The organism is Streptomyces sp. NPDC021749, from assembly GCF_040640655.1.
Classification (GTDB): domain Bacteria; phylum Actinomycetota; class Actinomycetes; order Streptomycetales; family Streptomycetaceae; genus Streptomyces.
Genome location: NZ_JBFACE010000014.1, coordinates 55,465 through 72,873, shown reverse-complemented (window position 1 = coordinate 72,873; position 17,409 = coordinate 55,465). Strand labels below are relative to the sequence as shown.

Genomic DNA, 17,409 nt, shown 5'->3' with positions numbered 1-17,409 from the left:
CTACGGATCGCCGGCGCACGACCGGGGCACCGGTCGGAGGGGTTTCAGCGGTCGCCGACGCGCATCTCGAACCAGGTGGTCTTGCCGCGCGGCAGCAGGTCCACGCCCCACCGGTCGGAGAGTGTGTCGACGAGGAAGAGACCGCGCCCGCTGACGTCCAGGTCCTGAACGGGCATGAGACAGGGCAGCCCGCGGGACGGGTCGCGGACCTCGATGCGGATCCAGCCGCGGCGGCGCAGCATCCGCAGTGCCAGGGTCCGGGCGCCGGTGTGGCGTACGGCGTTGCCGACGAGCTCGGAGACCAGCAGCACGGCCTGTTCGGCGAGCTGGGGCGTCAGGGACCACTGCTTCAGGAGGACGGCGGCGGTCAGCCGGCGCGCGATACCGGCGGACTGCGGACGGGAGGGCAGCCGGACCTCGCCGAGGGTCGGCTCGGCCACCAGGTCGACGGATACCGCACCCGGATTGCCGGGAGCCGGCGCCGGGGCCCGGTCCGCGCCCGGGATGCCCCACCGCGCGGCGGCCGGATCGCTCCGCGGCCGCGGCTGCTCCATACCTTCGAGGCCCGCCATGCCCCCCATCATGGCTGCTACTTGGCGGTCACGGGGGCGGAACCGACGGAATCCTTTGCCCGGAATCGACGGTTCCAACCCCCGGGGGAGACATATGCCAGCGGCAGTCAAGGTTCCGAAAACCCGCCGCTGACCTGCGGCAACACCGGGCATACGAATGATCAACGCGGGGCGTCAACAGGGTTGCCTCGGGGCGGGGTTACGTTTTCCGTAATTAGCCCACACGAGGCATCCGGTCCCGGCCAAACCTCATGCACCCCGCCAACACCGCGTGGATCAGAGGAACTTGGCCTTGCCGGGGCCCTCCTCGACGAAACTGCGCATCCCGATCTCCCGGTCCTCGGTCGCGAACAGCCCGGCGAACCAGTTCCGTTCGACCGTCAGCCCGGTGTCGATGTCGGTCTCCAGCCCGGCGTCGACGGATTCCTTCGCGGCCCGCAGCGCCAGCGCCGGTCCGGCCGCCAGCCGCGCCGCCCAGGCGTGCGCCTGCGCGTAGACCTCGGCGGCCGGCACCACCCGGTCGACCAGCCCGATGGCGAGCGCCTCCTCGGCCTTCACCTGACGGCCGGTGAAGATCAGGTCCTTGGCCTTGGACGGACCCACCAGTCGCGCCAGCCGCTGGGTGCCGCCGGCGCCCGGGATCAGGCCGAGCAGGATCTCCGGCTGGCCGAGCTTGGCGTTGTCGGCGGCGATCCGGAAGTCGGCGCAGAGCGCCAACTCGCAGCCGCCGCCGAGGGCGTAGCCGGTGACGGCGGCGACCACCGGCTTGGGGATCCGGGCCACGGCGGTGAACGCGTCCTGCAGCGCCTTGGACCGCACGACCATCGCCGCGTGGTCCATGACCTGCATTTCCTTGATGTCCGCGCCGGCCGCGAAGACCTTCTCGCCGCCCCAGACGACGACCGCGCGCACGTCGTCGCGGCGGGTGACCTCCTCGGCCAGCTCGCGCAGCCGGTCCTGGGTGGCGATGTCGAGTGCGTTCATGGGCGGGCGGTCCAGGCGGATGGTGCCCACACCCTCGGCGACCTCAAAATTCACAGTCATGCCGGAAGGTTAGTACGCGTTAACGGCGGGCGGACCGGTGCGCTCGGTCACAGGGCCGGGGCCGGTCGTCCTCCGGCCGCTTCCCGCCGCTCCCCCGCCCGCCACCGTGGCCTACCGGCCGGCCTTCCACTTCTCCCAGGACAGGTTCCAGTCGCTGAAGCCGTTGTCCGGCTGGATCGTCTCGTCGTGCGAGTTCTTGACGATGACGACGTCGCCGATGAGGGAGTTCCGGAAGAACCACGCCGCCGGAGTGGAGCCGTCGCCGCCGCCGCGCTGGTCGAACAGGCCGACACAGCCGTGGCTGGCGTTGCGGGTGCCGAACGTCGGCCGGCCCGACCAGTAGTTGCCGTGGATGAACGTCCCGGAGTTGCTCAGCCGCATGGCGTGCGGGACGTCCTTGATGTCGTACTCGCCGCCGAAGCCGACGGTGTCGCCGTTCATCCGCGTCACCAGGTGCTTCTCACTGATCACCATCGTGCCGTTGTACGTCTCGGTGCCGGGCGCGCCCGCGGTGATCGGGACGGTCTTGAGCTTCTTGCCGTCGCGGACCACGGTCATCGTCTTCTTCTCCGCGTCGACCGTGCTGACCTGGCTGCGGCCGACGGTGAAGGAGACCTGCTTGGACTGGGTGCCGTAGACGCCGGGGCGGCCCTCGACACCGTCGAGGTCGAGCTTCAGGGTGACCTTGGTGCCGGCCGCCCAGTACTTCTCGGGGCGGAAGTCCAGCCGGTCGTTGCCGAACCAGTGGCCCTCGATCGGGACCGACGGGCTGGCGGTGACCTTGATGGCGTCCTGCACCGCCTCGGGGTGGGTGATGCCGCGGGTGAAGCGGATCGAGACCGGCATCCCGACGCCGACCTGCTGGCCGTTCTCCGGGCTGTACTGGCCGATGAAGGTGTTCTTCGGGACGAGGGTGGTGAACGTGGAGTGCTCGGCGGCCTCGCGGCCCCCGCCGTCCACCGCGACCGCGTCGACGGTGTACTTCGTCGAGGCGCCCAGATGGCCGCTCGGCTGCCACAGCGCGCCGTCGCCGGATATTTTCCCGTCGACCGCGTTGCCCTTGCCGTCGGTGACCTTGACGGTCTTGAGCCGGCCCTTCCGGGCGGTCACCTTCAGCGCGCCACTGGTGGCCACGCCGTCCGCGCCGTCCTTGGGCGCTATCGTCACGGCGGCCCGCGAGGCGGCCTTGTCGCCGCCGGCCTTGCCGGCCGCCTTCCCGTCGTCGCCGTCGTCGCCGCCGCACGCGCTCACCAGCATCAGCGTCGCGCCGAGCAGCAGCGCCAGCGGCGCGCGGCCCCCGCGCGGCCCCCGGTGCCGGCGCGCCGGCACCCCCGGATTCGGCTGGACGTTCACCACTGGCCCCTTTTCCCCTCGCACGGCCCGCAATCCCCCGCGCGCGGACGCGGAGGACCGCGCGCCTGGCGTTAGATAACCACACCGCACCGACAACTGAACTCCCCGCGGATGTCACCGTTTAGTCCCAAGTGTGGGGGTGAGCGGGAGCGTGCGGCCGGGCCCGCCCGCCCGAGCGGCTCCGGCGCGGCCGGTTCGGCGCGGGCTCCGGTCAGTGCAGCGCGGAACCGGACCGCCACTGCGCCCAGGGCATGTTCCAGCCGCCCAGGCCGTTGTCCGGTGCGACCAGCCGCTCCGGGGAGTTGAGGACGACCACGGTGTCCCCGACGATCGACTGGGCGAAGAACCAGCCGGCCGGGGTGTGCGGGCCGCCGCCCTTGATGTCCTTGAGGCCGACGCAGCCGTGGCTGGTGTTGAGACCGCCGAAGACCTCCGGCCGCGCCCAGTAGTTGCCGTGCAGAAAGGTCCCGGACCTGGTGAGGCGCATGGCGTGCGGCACGTCGGGGATGTCGTACTTGCCGCCGAAGCCGACCGTGCCGCCGTCCATCCGGGTCAGCGAATGCCGCTCCAGGATGACCATCCGCCCGTTGTACGTGGGGTTCTGGGCGTCGCCCGCGGTGACCGGCAGCACCGCGACGGTCCGTCCGTCGCGCCGTACCGTCATCGTGTGCCGGGCGGCGTCGATGAAGCTGACCTGGTCCCGGGCCACCCGGTAGTGGACGGTCCGGCGCTGCGTCCCGTAGACGCCCGGTGCGGCCTGCACGCCGCGCAGCCGGAGTTCCACCGTGATCCTGCTGCCCGGCCGCCAGCGGTCGCGGGGGCGGAAGTCGAGGCGGCGGTGGCCGAACCAGTGGGCGGCGACCTCGACGCGGGGCTGGGCGCTCACCCGGACGGCGCGCTCGACGGCCGCGCGGTCGGCGATCGGGCGGTTGAAGACCATCGAGAAGATCAGGCCGGTGCCGACCGTGGCGTCGCTCTGCGGCGAGAACGACCCGGTGACGCGGTGGACCGGCGGTGCGGTGGTGAAGGTGGTGCGGCGAACGGCGCGGTGGCCGGCGCCGTCCAGGGCGACCGCGTCGACGGTGTACGTCGAGCCGAGCCGGAGCGGGCCGGCGGCGGGGCGCCAGACCATGCCGTCCGGTGAGATCCGGCCGGCGACCGGCTGCCGGCCGCCGCCTCCGGTGCGGGTGACGTGCACCCGTTCCAGCCGCCCCGCCGGCACCCGTACCTCGAAGTGCCCGTTGGCCCGTACGCCGCGCGCGCCGTTCTTCGGGACGATCCTGATCGCCTCCTCCGGGGAGCGCGGGACGCCGTCGAGGAGGGCCTCGGCGTCCCCGCAGCCGGCCAGCACCACCGTCCCGGCGAGCCAGGCCACCACCGCGCGGGCGACACGGAAGCGGACGTTCCGGTGGTTCTTCGCTCGTCCCCCTGCACGTTCCTGCTGATGGCCGCTCATATATCGAATTGTGCGGGATGGTGGGGAGAGAAGGGGGTATGTCGCGTGCGGATCCATCCGTTTGTCCCGTCACGGAGGCGCTCCCGGGCGGCGCGCCGAGCCCCCGCGCGGCGAAACGTGAGGCAACGGCCGGTTGCGGGAAGAACAACGGGGAGGGCGGGAACGTACGCGCGGCCGGGACTCCGTGCGGGGCACCGCCCGACCGAGCCATGAGCCGCAGGAGGCCGGCACGTGTCGAGCGCACCCGAGCAAGAGGCGGTGGCGGACGAACCCCTCGCCCCGCCCGCGGACGTCCGCCCCGGCGCCCCCACCCCCCTGGGGGCGCGCTACCGCACCGGCCCCGACGGGGTCGCCGGCACCAACTTCGCCCTCTGGGCGGGCGGCGCCGAGGCCGTGGAGCTGTGCCTGTTCGACGAGGGGGAGCGGGAGACCCGCCATCCGCTGACCGAGCTGACCCACGAGATCTGGCACGGCTTCCTGCCCGATGTGCGCCCCGGCCAGCGGTACGGCTACCGGGTGCACGGCCGCTGGGACCCCTGGTCCGGCGCCCGCTGGAACCCGGCGAAGCTGCTGCTCGACCCGTACGCCAGGGCCGTCGACGGCGACTTCGGCCGCCGTACGGAGCCGGCCGGCCCCGGGGCCGCGCTGCCGGCCCAGCTCTACGGGCACGTGCGGGACTGGCCGGAGCAGCACCTCGCCGACACGGTCCGCGACAACCGGGACTCCGCGCCGTTCGTCCCCAAGGGCGTCGTGGTCGGCGGGGACGCCGGTGAGGAGGGCGAGGACGAGTGGCGGGACGACCGCCGCCCGAAGACCCCCTGGCCGGATTCGGTCCTCTACGAGCTGCATGTGCGTGGTTTCACGATGCGTCACCCCGGTGTTCCCGAGCGGCTGCGCGGTACGTACGCGGGGCTGGCGCACCCCGCCGCGCTGGACCACCTGGTCCGGCTCGGCGTCACGGCCGTCGAGCTGCTGCCGGTGCACCAGTTCGCGCACGAGGACCATCTGGTGCGCCGGGGGCTGCGCAACTACTGGGGCTACAACTCCATCGGCTATTTCGCGCCGCACGCGGGCTACGCCGCCACCGGGACCCGCGGGCAGCAGGTCGGCGAGTTCAAGCGGATGGTGCGGGCGCTGCACGACGCGGGCATCGAGGTGATCCTCGACGTGGTCTACAACCACACCGCGGAGGCCGGGGAGCTGGGCCCGACGCTCTCCCTGCGGGGCATCGACAACCGCGGCTACTACCGGCTGGCCGGCGACGCCCGCCGCTACGCCGACTACACCGGCTGCGGCAACACCCTCCACGTCGTCCAGCCGCACGTGCTCCGGCTGATCACGGACTCGCTCCGCTACTGGGTCACCGAGATGGGCGTGGACGGCTTCCGCTTCGACCTGGCGGCCGCGCTGGCCCGTTCGATGCACGACGTCGACATGCTCTCCCCGTTCCTCGCGGTGATCGCCCAGGACCCCGTGCTGCGCCGGGTCAAGCTGATCGCCGAACCGTGGGACGTCGGCTCCGGCGGCTATCAGGTCGGCGCCTTCCCGCCCCTGTGGACGGAGTGGAACGACCGCTACCGCGACACCGTCCGCGACTTCTGGCGGGGCGCGCAGCACGACGTGCGCGACCTGGGCTACCGGCTGTCCGGCTCCAGCGACCTCTACGCCTGGGGCGGCCGCCGCCCCTACGCGTCGGTCAACTTCATCACCGCGCACGATGGCTTCACCCTGCGCGACCTGGTCACCTACGAGCACAAACGGAACGGCGACAACGGCGAGAACAACCGGGACGGCAACAACGACAACCGGTCCTGGAACTGCGGCGCCGAGGGCGAGACCGACGACCCCGAGGTCACCGCCCTGCGCGGCCGCCAGCTGCGCAACTTCCTGACCACCCTGCTGCTGTCCACCGGCGTGCCGATGCTGGTGGCCGGCGACGAGATGGGCCGCACCCAGCACGGCAACAACAACGCCTACTGCCAGGACAACCCCACCAGCTGGCTCGACTGGTCGCTCCTGGAGGACCCCCGCTGGCGGCCGCTGGCCGACCTCGCCGCCCGGCTGATCGCGCTGCGCCGCGCCCACCCCGTACTGCGCCGCCGGGCGTTCTTCTCCGGGCGGCCGCACGGGCAGGGCGGGCTGCGCGATCTGGCCTGGTTCACCGCGGACGGCACGGAGATGACCGAACAGGACTGGTACACCCCGGGGGCGACGCTCGGCATGTACCTCTCCGGGAACGACATCTCCCAGCGCGACGCCCGCGGCGTCCGCGTCGTCGACGACAGCTTCCTCGCCGTCCTGCACGCCGCCGCCCGCCCCCGCGAGATCACCCTCCCCGGCCCGCCCTGGGCCCAGACCTACGAACTCCTCGTCGACACCGCCCGCGAGGTCCTGCCCACCGCCGCCGAACCGCCGTACCCGGCGGGCGGTGCGCTCACGCTGGAGGGCCGGTCGGTGGTGCTGTTCCGCGCGGTGCCGGGCTGACGCGGAGGCGGTGCGGGGCCGGCGGGAAGCGGCGCGGGGCCGGCGCGGCGTGAACTGACGGGTGCCGGCCACCGCCCGCGGAAATCCACCTGAGAGTTGTCAGTGGTCCGCCTTACGCTCGCGAGTGATGGCTGCTACCACGAACGCGACGAGCCCGACCGACCCGACGTCCTTATCCGCCCGGCCCCAACTCTCCGCGGTGCGCTCGCTGTTGCGCCTGTGGCCGTTCGTGCGCCCGGTGCGGGCCCGGCTGTTCACGGCCGCGTTCGTGGCGGTGGTGGCCTCCTGCGTCAGCCTCGTCATCCCGCTGGTGCTCAAGTGGCTGGTGGACGGTCCGGTCGCGGCGGGTGATCCGGGCGGGGTGTGGCTGGGCGGTGCCTGGCTGCTGCTGCTCGGGCTCGCGGAGGCGCTGCTGTTCGGGTTCCGGCGCTGGCTGGTGGCGCGCCCGCTGTCCGGGGTGGAGGCGGCGATGCGCGCGGCGCTGTACCACCGGCTGCAGCGGCTGCCGGTCGCCTTCCACGACCGCTGGCCGTCGGGCCAGTTGCTGTCGCGGGGCACCACCGATCTGCAGATGCTGCGCATGTTCCTGACCTTCCCCCTCACGTTCCTGCTGGTCAACGGCGTGACCATCCTGGTGGGCGGGGTGCTTCTGGTGGCCCAGCGCTGGTCGCTGGGGCTGGTGCTGCTGTCGCCGGTGCTGCCCCTTCTGGTGCTGTGCTCGGTCTTCGAGGCGAAGTACGGGCGGGCCGCCCGCGTCGTCCAGGACCAGATCGGCGATCTGACCACCGTGGTCGAGGAGTCGGTGCTCGGCATCCGGATCGTCAAGGGCTTCGGACGTCACCGCAGCCAGGCCCGGGCCTTCAAGGAGCTGACCCGCCGGCTGCGCGCCTCCGAGCTGCGCAAGGCGCGGCTGCTGGCCTGGATCTGGGGGCTGAACACCACCCTCCCGGAGTGCGCGCTGGGCGCCGCGTTGGTGTGCGGCACGGTGCAGGTGGCCGACGGCGCGCTGTCCGCGGGCACGCTCGTCGCGTTCCTGTCGACGGCGCTGGCGCTGCGCTGGCCGGTGGAGTCGATCGGCTTCCTGCTGGCCATGAGCAACGAGGCGGCCACCGCCACCGACCGGTACTTCGAGGTGATGGACGAGCCGGAGGTGTGCGACGCGCCCGGTGCGGCCCGCGCCGCCGCGAGGACCGGCGGCAGCCCGGCGCAGGGCGGGAAGCCGGCACGGAGCGAGGGGCCGGGGGCGGGCGGCGAGCCGGAGAGCGGCGACCGGCCCCGGTCGTCCCCCGGCGGTCTGGTCTTCTCCGGGGTGGAGTTCCGCTATCCCGATGCCCCGCCGGACGCCCCGCCCACCCTCAGGGACGTCACCCTGCACATCCGGCCCGGCGAGACGATGGCCCTGGTCGGCGCGACCGGCAGCGGGAAGACCACGCTCACGGCGCTGGTGCCACGGCTGTACGACCCGACCGCCGGCCGGATCACCCTCGACGGCCGCGATCTGGCGACGATCGGCCGCGACGAGGTCCGCTCGCTGGTCGCGGTGGCCTTCGAGGAGCCCACGCTGTTCTCCGCGACCGCGGCGGAGAACGTCCTGATGGGCGCGGCCGACGCGAAGGAGGCCGAGCTGCGGCGGGCGTTGCGGGTGGCGCAGGCGGACAGGTTCGTCGACGCGCTGCCGCAGGGCGGCGCGACGCCGGTCGGCGAGCAGGGCCTCAGCCTTTCCGGCGGGCAGCGGCAGCGGCTGGCCCTGGCCCGCGCGGTGGTCGGCCGGCCACGCTTCCTGATCCTCGACGATCCGCTCTCCGCCCTCGACGTGCACACCGAGGCCCTGGTGGAGGCCGCGCTGCGCCAGGTCCTGGCGACCACCACGGCCCTGGTCGTCGCCCACCGCCCGTCCACGGTCCTGCTCGCCGACCGGGTGGCGCTGCTCTCCGGCGGCCGGATCACCGCCGTCGGCACCCACCACCAACTCCTCCGGGACAACGCCGAATACGCCGCCCTGATGTCCGGCGAGGAAGAGGCCGCCCGATGACCACCACCGCGACCGGCCGCCCGTCCGACGCCCCCGAGCCCGGCCGCGGCGCGGACCGGCGGCCCCCCGCCGGCCCGGACCGCTCCCCGGAGCCGCCGGAGGGAGACGACGCCTTCGAACGGGACCGGCTGCCCGCCCCCAGGAACGCGGCCCGTTCGCTGCTCGGCTCCCTGCTGGCGCCGCACCGCCGCCGCGTCGGAGCGGTCGCCTTACTGCTGCTCCTCCAGCAGGCCGCCGTGCAGGCCGGTCCGCTGCTGGTCGCCTACGCACTGGACCGGGCGGTGCCCGCACTGCGGGCGGGCGACCACGGGCCGCTGGTCGCCGTGGCGGTGGCGGCCGTGCTGTGCGCCGCCGCCTCCGGCGGGCTGCAGTGGGGCTTCATCCGGCTGTCCGCCCTGGTCAGCCAGGACGTGCTGCTGGACCTGCGGGGCCGGATCTTCCGGCACGGCCAGGCGCTCAGCCTGGACTTCCACGAGCGCTACACCTCCGGCCGGCTGATATCCCGGGCCACCACCGACGTCGAGTCGCTGCGCGAACTCCTCGACGAGGGCATCCAGGAACTGATCACCATCGCCCTGTCGACGGTCTACATCACCGTGACCCTGCTCTTCCTGGACTGGGGCTTCGGCGCGGCCGCGCTGGCCTCCGCCGCCCCGCTGGCGCTCCAGGTGCGCGCGTACCGCCGCCGCTCCCAGCGGGTCTACAGCGCCAAGTCGACGGCGATGGCGGGCGTCATCGTGCAGTTCACCGAGACCCTCAACGGCATCCGCCCGGTGCAGGCGTTCCGCCGCGAGCGGCCCAACGACACGGTCTTCGCGCGGCTCAACCACCGCCACGAGCGGGTCAACGGCGATGCGTTCCTGGAGATGGCGCGCTATGTGGTCCTCTCCCGGCTGGCCGCCAACGTCGCGGTCGCCGCGATCGTCCTGTGGGGCGCCTACCGCGTGGCCACCGGCGGTCTGGCGCTGGGCGTGCTGGCGGCCGCGGTGCTCTATCTGCGCCGGCTCTACGACCCCATCGACCGCCTCGGCATGTTCCTCAACGCCTATGAGAGCGCCGCCGCTTCGCTGCAGAAGATCGCCGGTCTGCTCGCCCAGCGCCCGACGGTCCCGGAACCGTCCGCCCCCGCCAGGCTGCCGGCCGTCGCGTCCGGCCGGCCGGGCCGCGAGGTGGCGTTCCGCGGGGTCCGCTTCGCCTACCGGACCGGCGGCGAGGTGCTGCCCCGCTTCGACCTGGCCCTCGCGGCGGGTTCCACGGTCGCGGTGGTGGGCGCCACCGGCGCCGGCAAGTCCACCCTCGCCAAGCTGCTGGCCCGCTTCTACGACCCGACCGAGGGCCGGGTCCTGCTCGACGGCGTCGATCTGCGCGAGCTGTCCACGGCGGAGCTGCGCCACGCCGTCGTGATGGTCACCCAGGAGGCGTTCCTGTTCTCCGGCACGGTCGCCGACAACATCGCCCTCGGCCGCCCGGACGCCACCCGCGCGGAGATCGAGAGCGCCGCGAAGGCCCTCGGCGCCCATGAGTTCATCACCGCCCTGCCGGACGGCTACGACACCGACGTGCGCAAGCGCGGCGGCCGGATATCCGCCGGCCAGCGCCAGCTCGTCGGCTTCGCCCGGGCACTGCTCGCCGACCCGGCCGTGCTCGTCCTCGACGAGGCGACCAGTTCCCTGGACATCCCCGGTGAACGCGCGGTCCAGCGCGCCATGGACACCGTGCTGCGGGGCCGTACGGCCGTGGTCATCGCGCACCGCCTGTCCACCGTCGAGATCGCCGACCGGGTCCTGGTCATGGCCGACGGCCGGATCGTCGAGGACGGCCCACCGGACCGGCTCATCGAGGACCGCGGCCGGTTCGCCGCCCTGCACCAGGCGTGGCGGGACAGCGTGGTCTAGGCGGCGTGGCCCGGGGAGTTCATGGCGGCGACGCCGGGGTGGGCCCACGGAGGAAGGTCGAGCCGCCTACCTAGAGTGGGCGGACGGAATCCGGGGGGGGCGACATGACACAGCCGGCGGAGGCGCCGCGTGGTGCCGCGCGTTATCTGTGGTGGCTGGTGACGAGCCAGCGCGGGCGGGTGGCGGCGGGCGCGACGTACGGGAGCCTGTGGATGGCGGGGCTGATGGTCCCGCCGTACGTGCTCTCCCGGGCGATCGACGAGGGGCTGGCGCCGGGGCGGCCCGCCGCGCTGGCGGGGTGGGTGGCGGTGCTGCTGGCGGTCGGCGGGCTGAACGCCTGGCTGGGCATGATGCGGCACCGCACGATGACCAGGATCCGGATGGACGCCACGTTCCGTACGGTCCGGACGGTCATGGCGCACACCCTGCGGCTGGGCGCGGCACTGCCCCGGCAGGTGACGGCCGGGGAGGTCGTCACGATCGGGATCGGCGACGTCGCGGTGATCAGCCAGACCCTGACCATGGCCGGGCCGGGCGTCGGCGGGGTGCTGGCGTACGGGATCGTCGCCGTGCTGCTGCTGTCGGTGTCGCCGCTGCTCGCCGCGGTGGTGCTGCTGGGCGTACCGCTGCTCGCGGTGGCGGTCGGGCCGCTGCTGGGCCGGCTGCAGGGGGCGGAGACGCACTACCGCGAGCGACAGAGTGGGCTGGCGGCCCAACTGGGCGATCTGGTCAGCGGGTTGCGGGTGCTCGGCGGGCTGGGCGGCAAGGAGGTGTTCGCCGGCCGCTACCGGCGCGCGTCGCAGGAGCTGTGCCGCGAGGGCTACCGGGTCGGGGCGGTGACGAGCTGGATCCAGGCGCTCGGGGTGGGCCTGCCGACCCTGTTCCTGGCCGCCGTCACCTGGCTCGCGGCCCGGATGGCGGCCCAAGGTGCCCTCACTGCCGGTGAGTTGGTGGCGGTATACGGCTATACGGCGGCGCTGGTGGCCCCGGTGTCGTTCTTCATCGAGGGCGGCTACGACCTCACCCGCGGTCTGGTGGCCGCCCGCCGGGTCGTACGGTTCCTGGAACTCCGGGCGGACGGGGCGGAATCGGCCCCCGGCAGCGCCACCGACGCCGCGGCGGACGGCGGCGCGGCCCCGGCCGGGCCCGAGCGGGTGGCCGTGCTGCGGGATCCGGAGTCGGGCGTCGAGGTGGTGCCCGGGCTGCTGACCGCGCTGGTCGCCGCCCGGCCGGCCGAGTCGGCGGCGGTGGTCGACCGCCTCGGCCGGTTCGCCGGCTCCGCGGCGACCTGGGGCGCGGTGCGGCTGGACGAGATCCCGCTGCGCCGGGTCCGCGAGCGCATCCTGGTCGCGGACAACGAGGCGGACCTGTTCGCCGGCTCCCTGCGCGAGGTGGTGAGCGGACGCCGGGACCGTACCGACGCGGCGATCGGCCGGGCGCTGCACACGGCGCTGGCCGAGGACGTCGTCCGGGCGCTGCCGGACGGCCTGGACTCGCCGGTCGCGGCGCAGGGCCGCAATCTCTCCGGCGGGCAGCGGCAGCGGCTGCGCCTGATGCGGGCGCTGCTGGCCGACCCGGAGGTGCTGCTCGCGGTCGAGCCGGCCTCGGCGCTGGACGCCCATACCGAGGCGGCGGTCGCGGCCCGGCTGCACAGCGCCCGCGCGGGCCGTACCACGGTCGTCACCACGTCCTCCCCGCTGCTGCTCGACCACGCCGACGTGGTGTGCTTCCTCGTCGACGGCAAGGTCGCCGCGGTCGGCCGCCACCGCCGGCTCCTCGACGACGTACCGGAGTACCGGCGCCTGGTCGCCCGTGACGCGGACGAGGAAGCAGGCGAGGACAACCGGACCGAAGGGGCCGCATCATGACGTCACCGGCGGCACGCGCCACACCCTCCACCTCGCACGGCCTCCCCGTGGCCGACCCGGCCGCGACCCGGCGGGCCGCGCTGCGGCTGGTGCGCCGGGACGGCCGCGGGTTCGCGCTGATGCTGGTGCTGAACGCGCTGGCGGCCGGTGCCGGGCTGGCCGGTCCGTGGTTGCTGGGCCGGATCGTGGACACGGTCCGGGCGGGCGGCGGGGTGGCCGCGGTGGACCGGCTGGCGCTGGTCATCCTGGTGTGCGCGGTGGCCCAGCTGCTGCTGGCGCGGCAGGCCCGGTACGTCGGCCACCGCTTGGGCGAACGGGCCGCGGCGCGGATCCGCGAGACGTACGTCGACCGGGCGCTGGCGCTGCCCGCCGCGGTCGTGGAGCGGGCCGGGACCGGCGATCTGACGGCCCGCGGCACGACGGACGTCACCGCGGTCGGGCGGACGCTGCGGGACGCCGCGCCGGAGGTCTCGGTCGCGGCCGTGCAGGCACTGTTCCTGCTCGGTGCCGTGGTGGTGGTCGCCCCGCTGCTCGGGCTGTGTGCGCTGGGGCTGTTCGGCGGCGTGCTGGCGGTCCGCTGGTATCTGCGCCGGGCGCACCGGGCGTATCTCGCGGAGGGGGCGGCGACCTCGGAACTGGCCGAGCTGCTGGCCGCCACGGCCGCGGGGGCCCGGACGGTGGAGGCGCTGGGCCTGCAGGAGCGCAGGCGGGCGGCGGGCGAGCGGGCGATCGCGGAGTGCCGCCGTACGCGGCTGCGGACGTTGTTCCTGCGCAGTGTGCTGCTGCCCGCGGTGGACTTCGGGTACGTCCTGCCGGTGGCCGGTGTGCTGCTGGCCGGCGGGGCGCTGGTGGCGCGGGGCGGGGTCGGTCTGGGCGCGGTGGTCGCCGCGGCGCTGTATCTGCGGCAGCTGTCCGGGCCGCTGGACACGATCCTGCTGTGGCTGGAGCAACTGCAGAGCAGCGGCGCCGCGTTCGCCCGCGTCGAGGGGCTGGGGGCGGTCCCGCGCGCCCGGGAGGCGGCCGCCGGCACCGGGCCCGTCCCCGACGGTGACCGGTTCGAGGTCCGCGGCGTCCACTACGCCTACCCCACGGGTGGCGACGGGCCGGCCGGGGCGGAGGCGGACCGGGGTGCGGGCGACGTGCTGCACGGGGTCACCCTCACCGTGCGCCCCGGTGAGCGGCTGGCGCTGGTGGGGCCCTCCGGGGCCGGGAAGTCGACGCTGGGGCGGCTGCTGGCCGGCGTCGACGCGCCGCGGCGCGGGTCGGTGACGGTCGGTGGGGTGCCGGTCGCCGGGCTGGATCCGGAGGTGCTGCGCCGGCACGTCGTCCTGGTCAGCCAGGAGCACCACGTGTTCCTCGGCACGGTGCGCGACAATCTCCGGCTGGCCGCGCCCGGTGCCGGGGACGCCGAGCTCCGGGATGCGCTGGCGGCCGTCGGGGCCGACTGGGCCGGGGAGCTGCCGGCCGGTCTGGACACCGGGCTGGGCCCGGGCGGGCATCGCCTCGACGGTGCGCGGTCCCAGCAACTGGCGCTGGCGCGCGTGGTGTTGGCGGATCCGCACACGGTGATCCTGGACGAGGCGACGGCGCTGCTCGATCCGCGTACCGCGCGGCACACCGAGCGGGCGCTGGCCGCCGTCCTCGCGGGCCGTACGGTCATCGCGGTCGCGCACCGGCTGCACACCGCGCACGACGCGGACCGGGTCGCCGTCATGGAGTCCGGCCGGCTGGCCGAACTCGGCACCCATGACGAGCTGGTGGCGGCCGGCGGGGCGTACGCGGCGCTCTGGCGGTCCTGGCACGGAGGGCGGCCGTGACGGGCGCTCACCCATCGTCCGGATTCCGGACGCCGATTCCGCGCAACGGACGTTTTCCGGCCAATTACTTGAACGGGCCCTGACAACAAGACATCCGTGGTGGGACTCTTCCCCGCAGCCGCCGCACGGTCCCCACAGCACCACGCCCTGCGGCAGCGGGCTTCCCCTGCACCACCCGTTCCACCAGTACGTCGAACATCTCGCGTACGTCTCCCCCCACACGCTCCAAGTGTTCTGCCTCGATCTGCCTGGACGGCCGCTGGCCGCTCCGGTCCCCCTCGGCCGCGCCGTCACGTAGCGGCCACCGCAGAAGGAGTCAGTGTGAGACGCACCCCCCATGGACGCGCCGTCGCGACCGGCGCACTGGTCGCCGTGACCGCGATGCTGGCCGTCGGAGTCCAGGCCGGCACCGGAACGGCGGCCCCCGCGCGGCCCGGCACCGCGCACGCCGTCCCCGATCCCGGCGCACTGCCGGTCAAGCTGTCCCCGTCCCAGCGTGCGGAGCTGATACGGGCGGCCGGCGCCACCACCGCCGAAACGGCCCGCGAGCTCAAGCTCGGCGCCAAGGAGAAGCTGGTCGTCAAGGACGTCTCGAAGGACGCGGGCGGCACGGTCCACACCCGCTACGAGCGCACCTACGCCGGACTTCCGGTGCTCGGCGGCGACCTCGTCGTGCACGAGACCAAGGCCGGCAAGCTCAAGGGCGTCACCAAGGCCGTCCGTTCGCAGCTGAAGGTCGCGAGCACCACCGCCAAGGTGTCCCCGTCCGCCGCAGCGGCGAAGGCCGTCAGGTCGGCGCAGTCGCTGGGGTCGAAGAAGACCTCCCCGGCGAAGGCGCCCCGCAAGGTGATCTGGGTCGCCGACGGCAAGCCGCGACTGGCCTACGAGACCGTGGTCGGCGGACTGCAGGACGACGGCACGCCCAACCGGCTGCACGTCGTCACGGACGCCACCACCGGCGCCGAGATCTACCGCTACCAGGGCATCGAGACCGGTGTCGGCAACAGCGAGTACAGCGGCAAGGTCACCATCGGCACGTCCGGCTCGGCGCCGAACTTCTCGATGACCGACCCGACCCGCGGCAACCACAAGACCTACGACCTCAAGCACGGGTCGTCCGGCACCGGGACGCTGTTCACCGACGCGGACGACACCTGGGGCGACGGTACGCCGCAGAACGCCCAGACCGCGGGCGTGGACGCCGCCTACGGCGCCCAGCTGACCTGGGACTACTACAAGAACGTGCACGGCCGCAGCGGCATCAAGGGCGACGGCGTGGGCGCCTACTCCCGCGTCCACTACGGCAACAGCTACGTCAACGCGTTCTGGGACGACGGCTGCTTCTGCATGACGTACGGCGACGGCAGCGGCAACGCCGCCCCGCTGACCGCCATCGACGTGGCCGGCCACGAGATGTCGCACGGTGTCACCTCGGCCACCGCGGGCCTCAACTACAGCGGCGAGTCCGGCGGTCTGAACGAGGCCACCTCGGACATCTTCGGTACGGCCGTGGAGTTCTACGCCAACAACGCGGCCGACCCCGGTGACTACCTCATCGGCGAGAAGATCGACATCAACGGCGACGGCACCCCGCTGCGCTACATGGACAAGCCCAGCAAGGACGGCGCCTCGGCGGACTACTGGTCGAGCACGGTCGGCAACAAGGACGTGCACTACTCGTCCGGCGTCGCCAACCACTTCTTCTACCTGCTGTCCGAGGGCAGCGGCCCGAAGGACATCGGCGGCGTCCACTACGACAGCCCGACCTTCGACAACCTGCCGGTGCCGGGCATCGGCCGGGCCAACGCCGAGAAGGTCTGGTTCAAGGCGCTCAGCCAGTACATGACCGCCACCACCAACTACGCGGGCGCCCGCACCGCCACGCTGAAGGCCGCCGCGGACCTGTTCGGCCAGGGCAGCGCGTCGTACAACACGGTCGCCAACACCTGGGCGGCGGTCAACGTCGGCTCCCGCGTCCCGGACGGCGGCGGGGTCACCGTCACCAACCCGGGCAACCAGACCAGCACCGTCGGCCAGCCCGCGAGCCTGCAGATCAAGGCCACCAGCGGCACCGCGGGTGCGCTGTCGTACACGGCGAGCGGACTGCCCGCCGGGCTGTCGATCAACGCGAGCACCGGTCTGATCTCCGGTACGCCGACCACGGCCGGCACGTCCAACGTCACGGTGACGGTCACCGACTCCGCGAAGAAGACCGGAACCACCTCCTTCACCTGGACGGTCAACGCGACCGGCGGCGGCAGCGTCTTCGAGAACTCCGACGACGTGCAGATCCCGGACGCGGGCGCGGCGGTCACCTCGCCGATCAACGTCAGCCGCAGCGGCAACGCCTCCAGCACGCTGAAGGTCGGCGTGGACATCGTCCACACCTACCGCGGTGACCTGGTCATCGACCTGATCGCCCCGGACGGCACGGCCTACCGGCTGAAGAACTCCAACCCGTACGACTCGGCGGCCAACGTGAACACCACGTACACCGTCAACGCCTCCTCGAAGGCCGCGAGCGGCACCTGGAAGCTGCGCGTCCAGGACGTCTACTCGCAGGACTCCGGTTACATCAACGGCTGGAAGCTGACGTTCTGATCCGGCGTCGGCACTCACTCGTCACCTTGCTGTGACATAGCCCGGACGGTCGCCGGAAGGACCGGCAACTGACCTGGTGAGCACGGCACTTGGGCGTCGTCCCCGGAATTCCGGGGGCGGCGCCCTCCTCCGTTATGCGGACACCGCTCACCTCTGTACGGACGATTTTCGGCCAACCTATGAACAGGCTCCTGACATGCACGCGCTCAGCTGGCAGTGTTCCGGAACGCGAGTCACACCCGCATCGCTTTGCACCCCCACCACTTGGCAAAGTTGAAGGAGCACGC

Annotated in this window: 10 protein-coding genes; 6 read left to right on the top strand and 4 right to left on the bottom strand. The window is 73.4% G+C overall.

Going from position 1 to position 17,409, the window contains the following annotated elements; genetic code table 11:
• Positions 1-44: 44 nt before the first annotated feature.
• The 4 genes from AB0G35_RS16330 to AB0G35_RS16315 form a co-directional block, all read right to left on the bottom strand.
• Positions 45-572 (bottom strand): ATP-binding protein, encoded by a 528-nt coding sequence (locus AB0G35_RS16330; protein ID WP_360949059.1) that lies wholly within the window; start codon positions 570-572, stop codon positions 45-47.
• Positions 573-848: 276 nt separating this feature from the next.
• Positions 849-1,616, bottom strand: coding sequence for an enoyl-CoA hydratase-related protein (locus AB0G35_RS16325; RefSeq protein ID WP_360949057.1), 768 nt, complete (start codon positions 1,614-1,616; stop codon positions 849-851).
• 111 nt (positions 1,617-1,727) lie between these two features.
• The gene (locus tag AB0G35_RS16320) at positions 1,728-2,873 is read right to left on the bottom strand and encodes an Ig-like domain-containing protein (RefSeq protein WP_360949256.1); all 1,146 of its coding nucleotides are present in this window, start codon (positions 2,871-2,873) and stop codon (positions 1,728-1,730) included.
• Between the two features lie 307 nt (positions 2,874-3,180).
• Entirely contained in the window at positions 3,181-4,425 is a 1,245-nt protein-coding gene (locus AB0G35_RS16315; RefSeq protein WP_360949055.1) for an Ig-like domain-containing protein, read from the bottom strand.
• 231 nt (positions 4,426-4,656) lie between these two features.
• Between AB0G35_RS16315 and glgX the strand changes: the two genes are divergently transcribed.
• The 6 genes from glgX to AB0G35_RS16285 all read left to right on the top strand — a co-directional run bounded on the left by glgX (position 4,657) and on the right by AB0G35_RS16285 (position 17,122).
• Positions 4,657-6,909 (top strand): glycogen debranching protein GlgX, encoded by a 2,253-nt coding sequence (glgX, locus tag AB0G35_RS16310; protein WP_360949053.1) that lies wholly within the window; start codon positions 4,657-4,659, stop codon positions 6,907-6,909.
• Between the two features lie 127 nt (positions 6,910-7,036).
• Positions 7,037-8,941 carry an ABC transporter ATP-binding protein gene (locus tag AB0G35_RS16305; protein ID WP_360949051.1) on the top strand — a complete coding sequence of 635 codons (1,905 nt, stop codon included), beginning with the start codon at positions 7,037-7,039 and terminating at the stop codon, positions 8,939-8,941.
• A complete protein-coding gene (locus AB0G35_RS16300) occupies positions 8,938-10,836 on the top strand; it encodes an ABC transporter ATP-binding protein (RefSeq protein WP_360949049.1) in 1,899 nt (632 codons plus the stop codon). Before AB0G35_RS16305 ends, AB0G35_RS16300 begins: the two co-directional genes overlap by 4 nt.
• Before the next feature lie 104 nt (positions 10,837-10,940).
• Entirely contained in the window at positions 10,941-12,704 is a 1,764-nt protein-coding gene (locus AB0G35_RS16295; protein ID WP_360949047.1) for an ABC transporter ATP-binding protein, read from the top strand.
• Complete coding sequence (locus AB0G35_RS16290) at positions 12,701-14,521, top strand: ABC transporter ATP-binding protein (protein ID WP_360949045.1); 1,821 nt, start codon at positions 12,701-12,703, stop codon at positions 14,519-14,521. The genes AB0G35_RS16295 and AB0G35_RS16290 overlap by 4 nt, the downstream gene beginning before the upstream one ends.
• 321 nt (positions 14,522-14,842) lie before the next feature.
• Positions 14,843-17,122 carry a M4 family metallopeptidase gene (locus AB0G35_RS16285; protein ID WP_360949043.1) on the top strand — a complete coding sequence of 760 codons (2,280 nt, stop codon included), beginning with the start codon at positions 14,843-14,845 and terminating at the stop codon, positions 17,120-17,122.
• Positions 17,123-17,409: the final 287 nt, after the last annotated feature.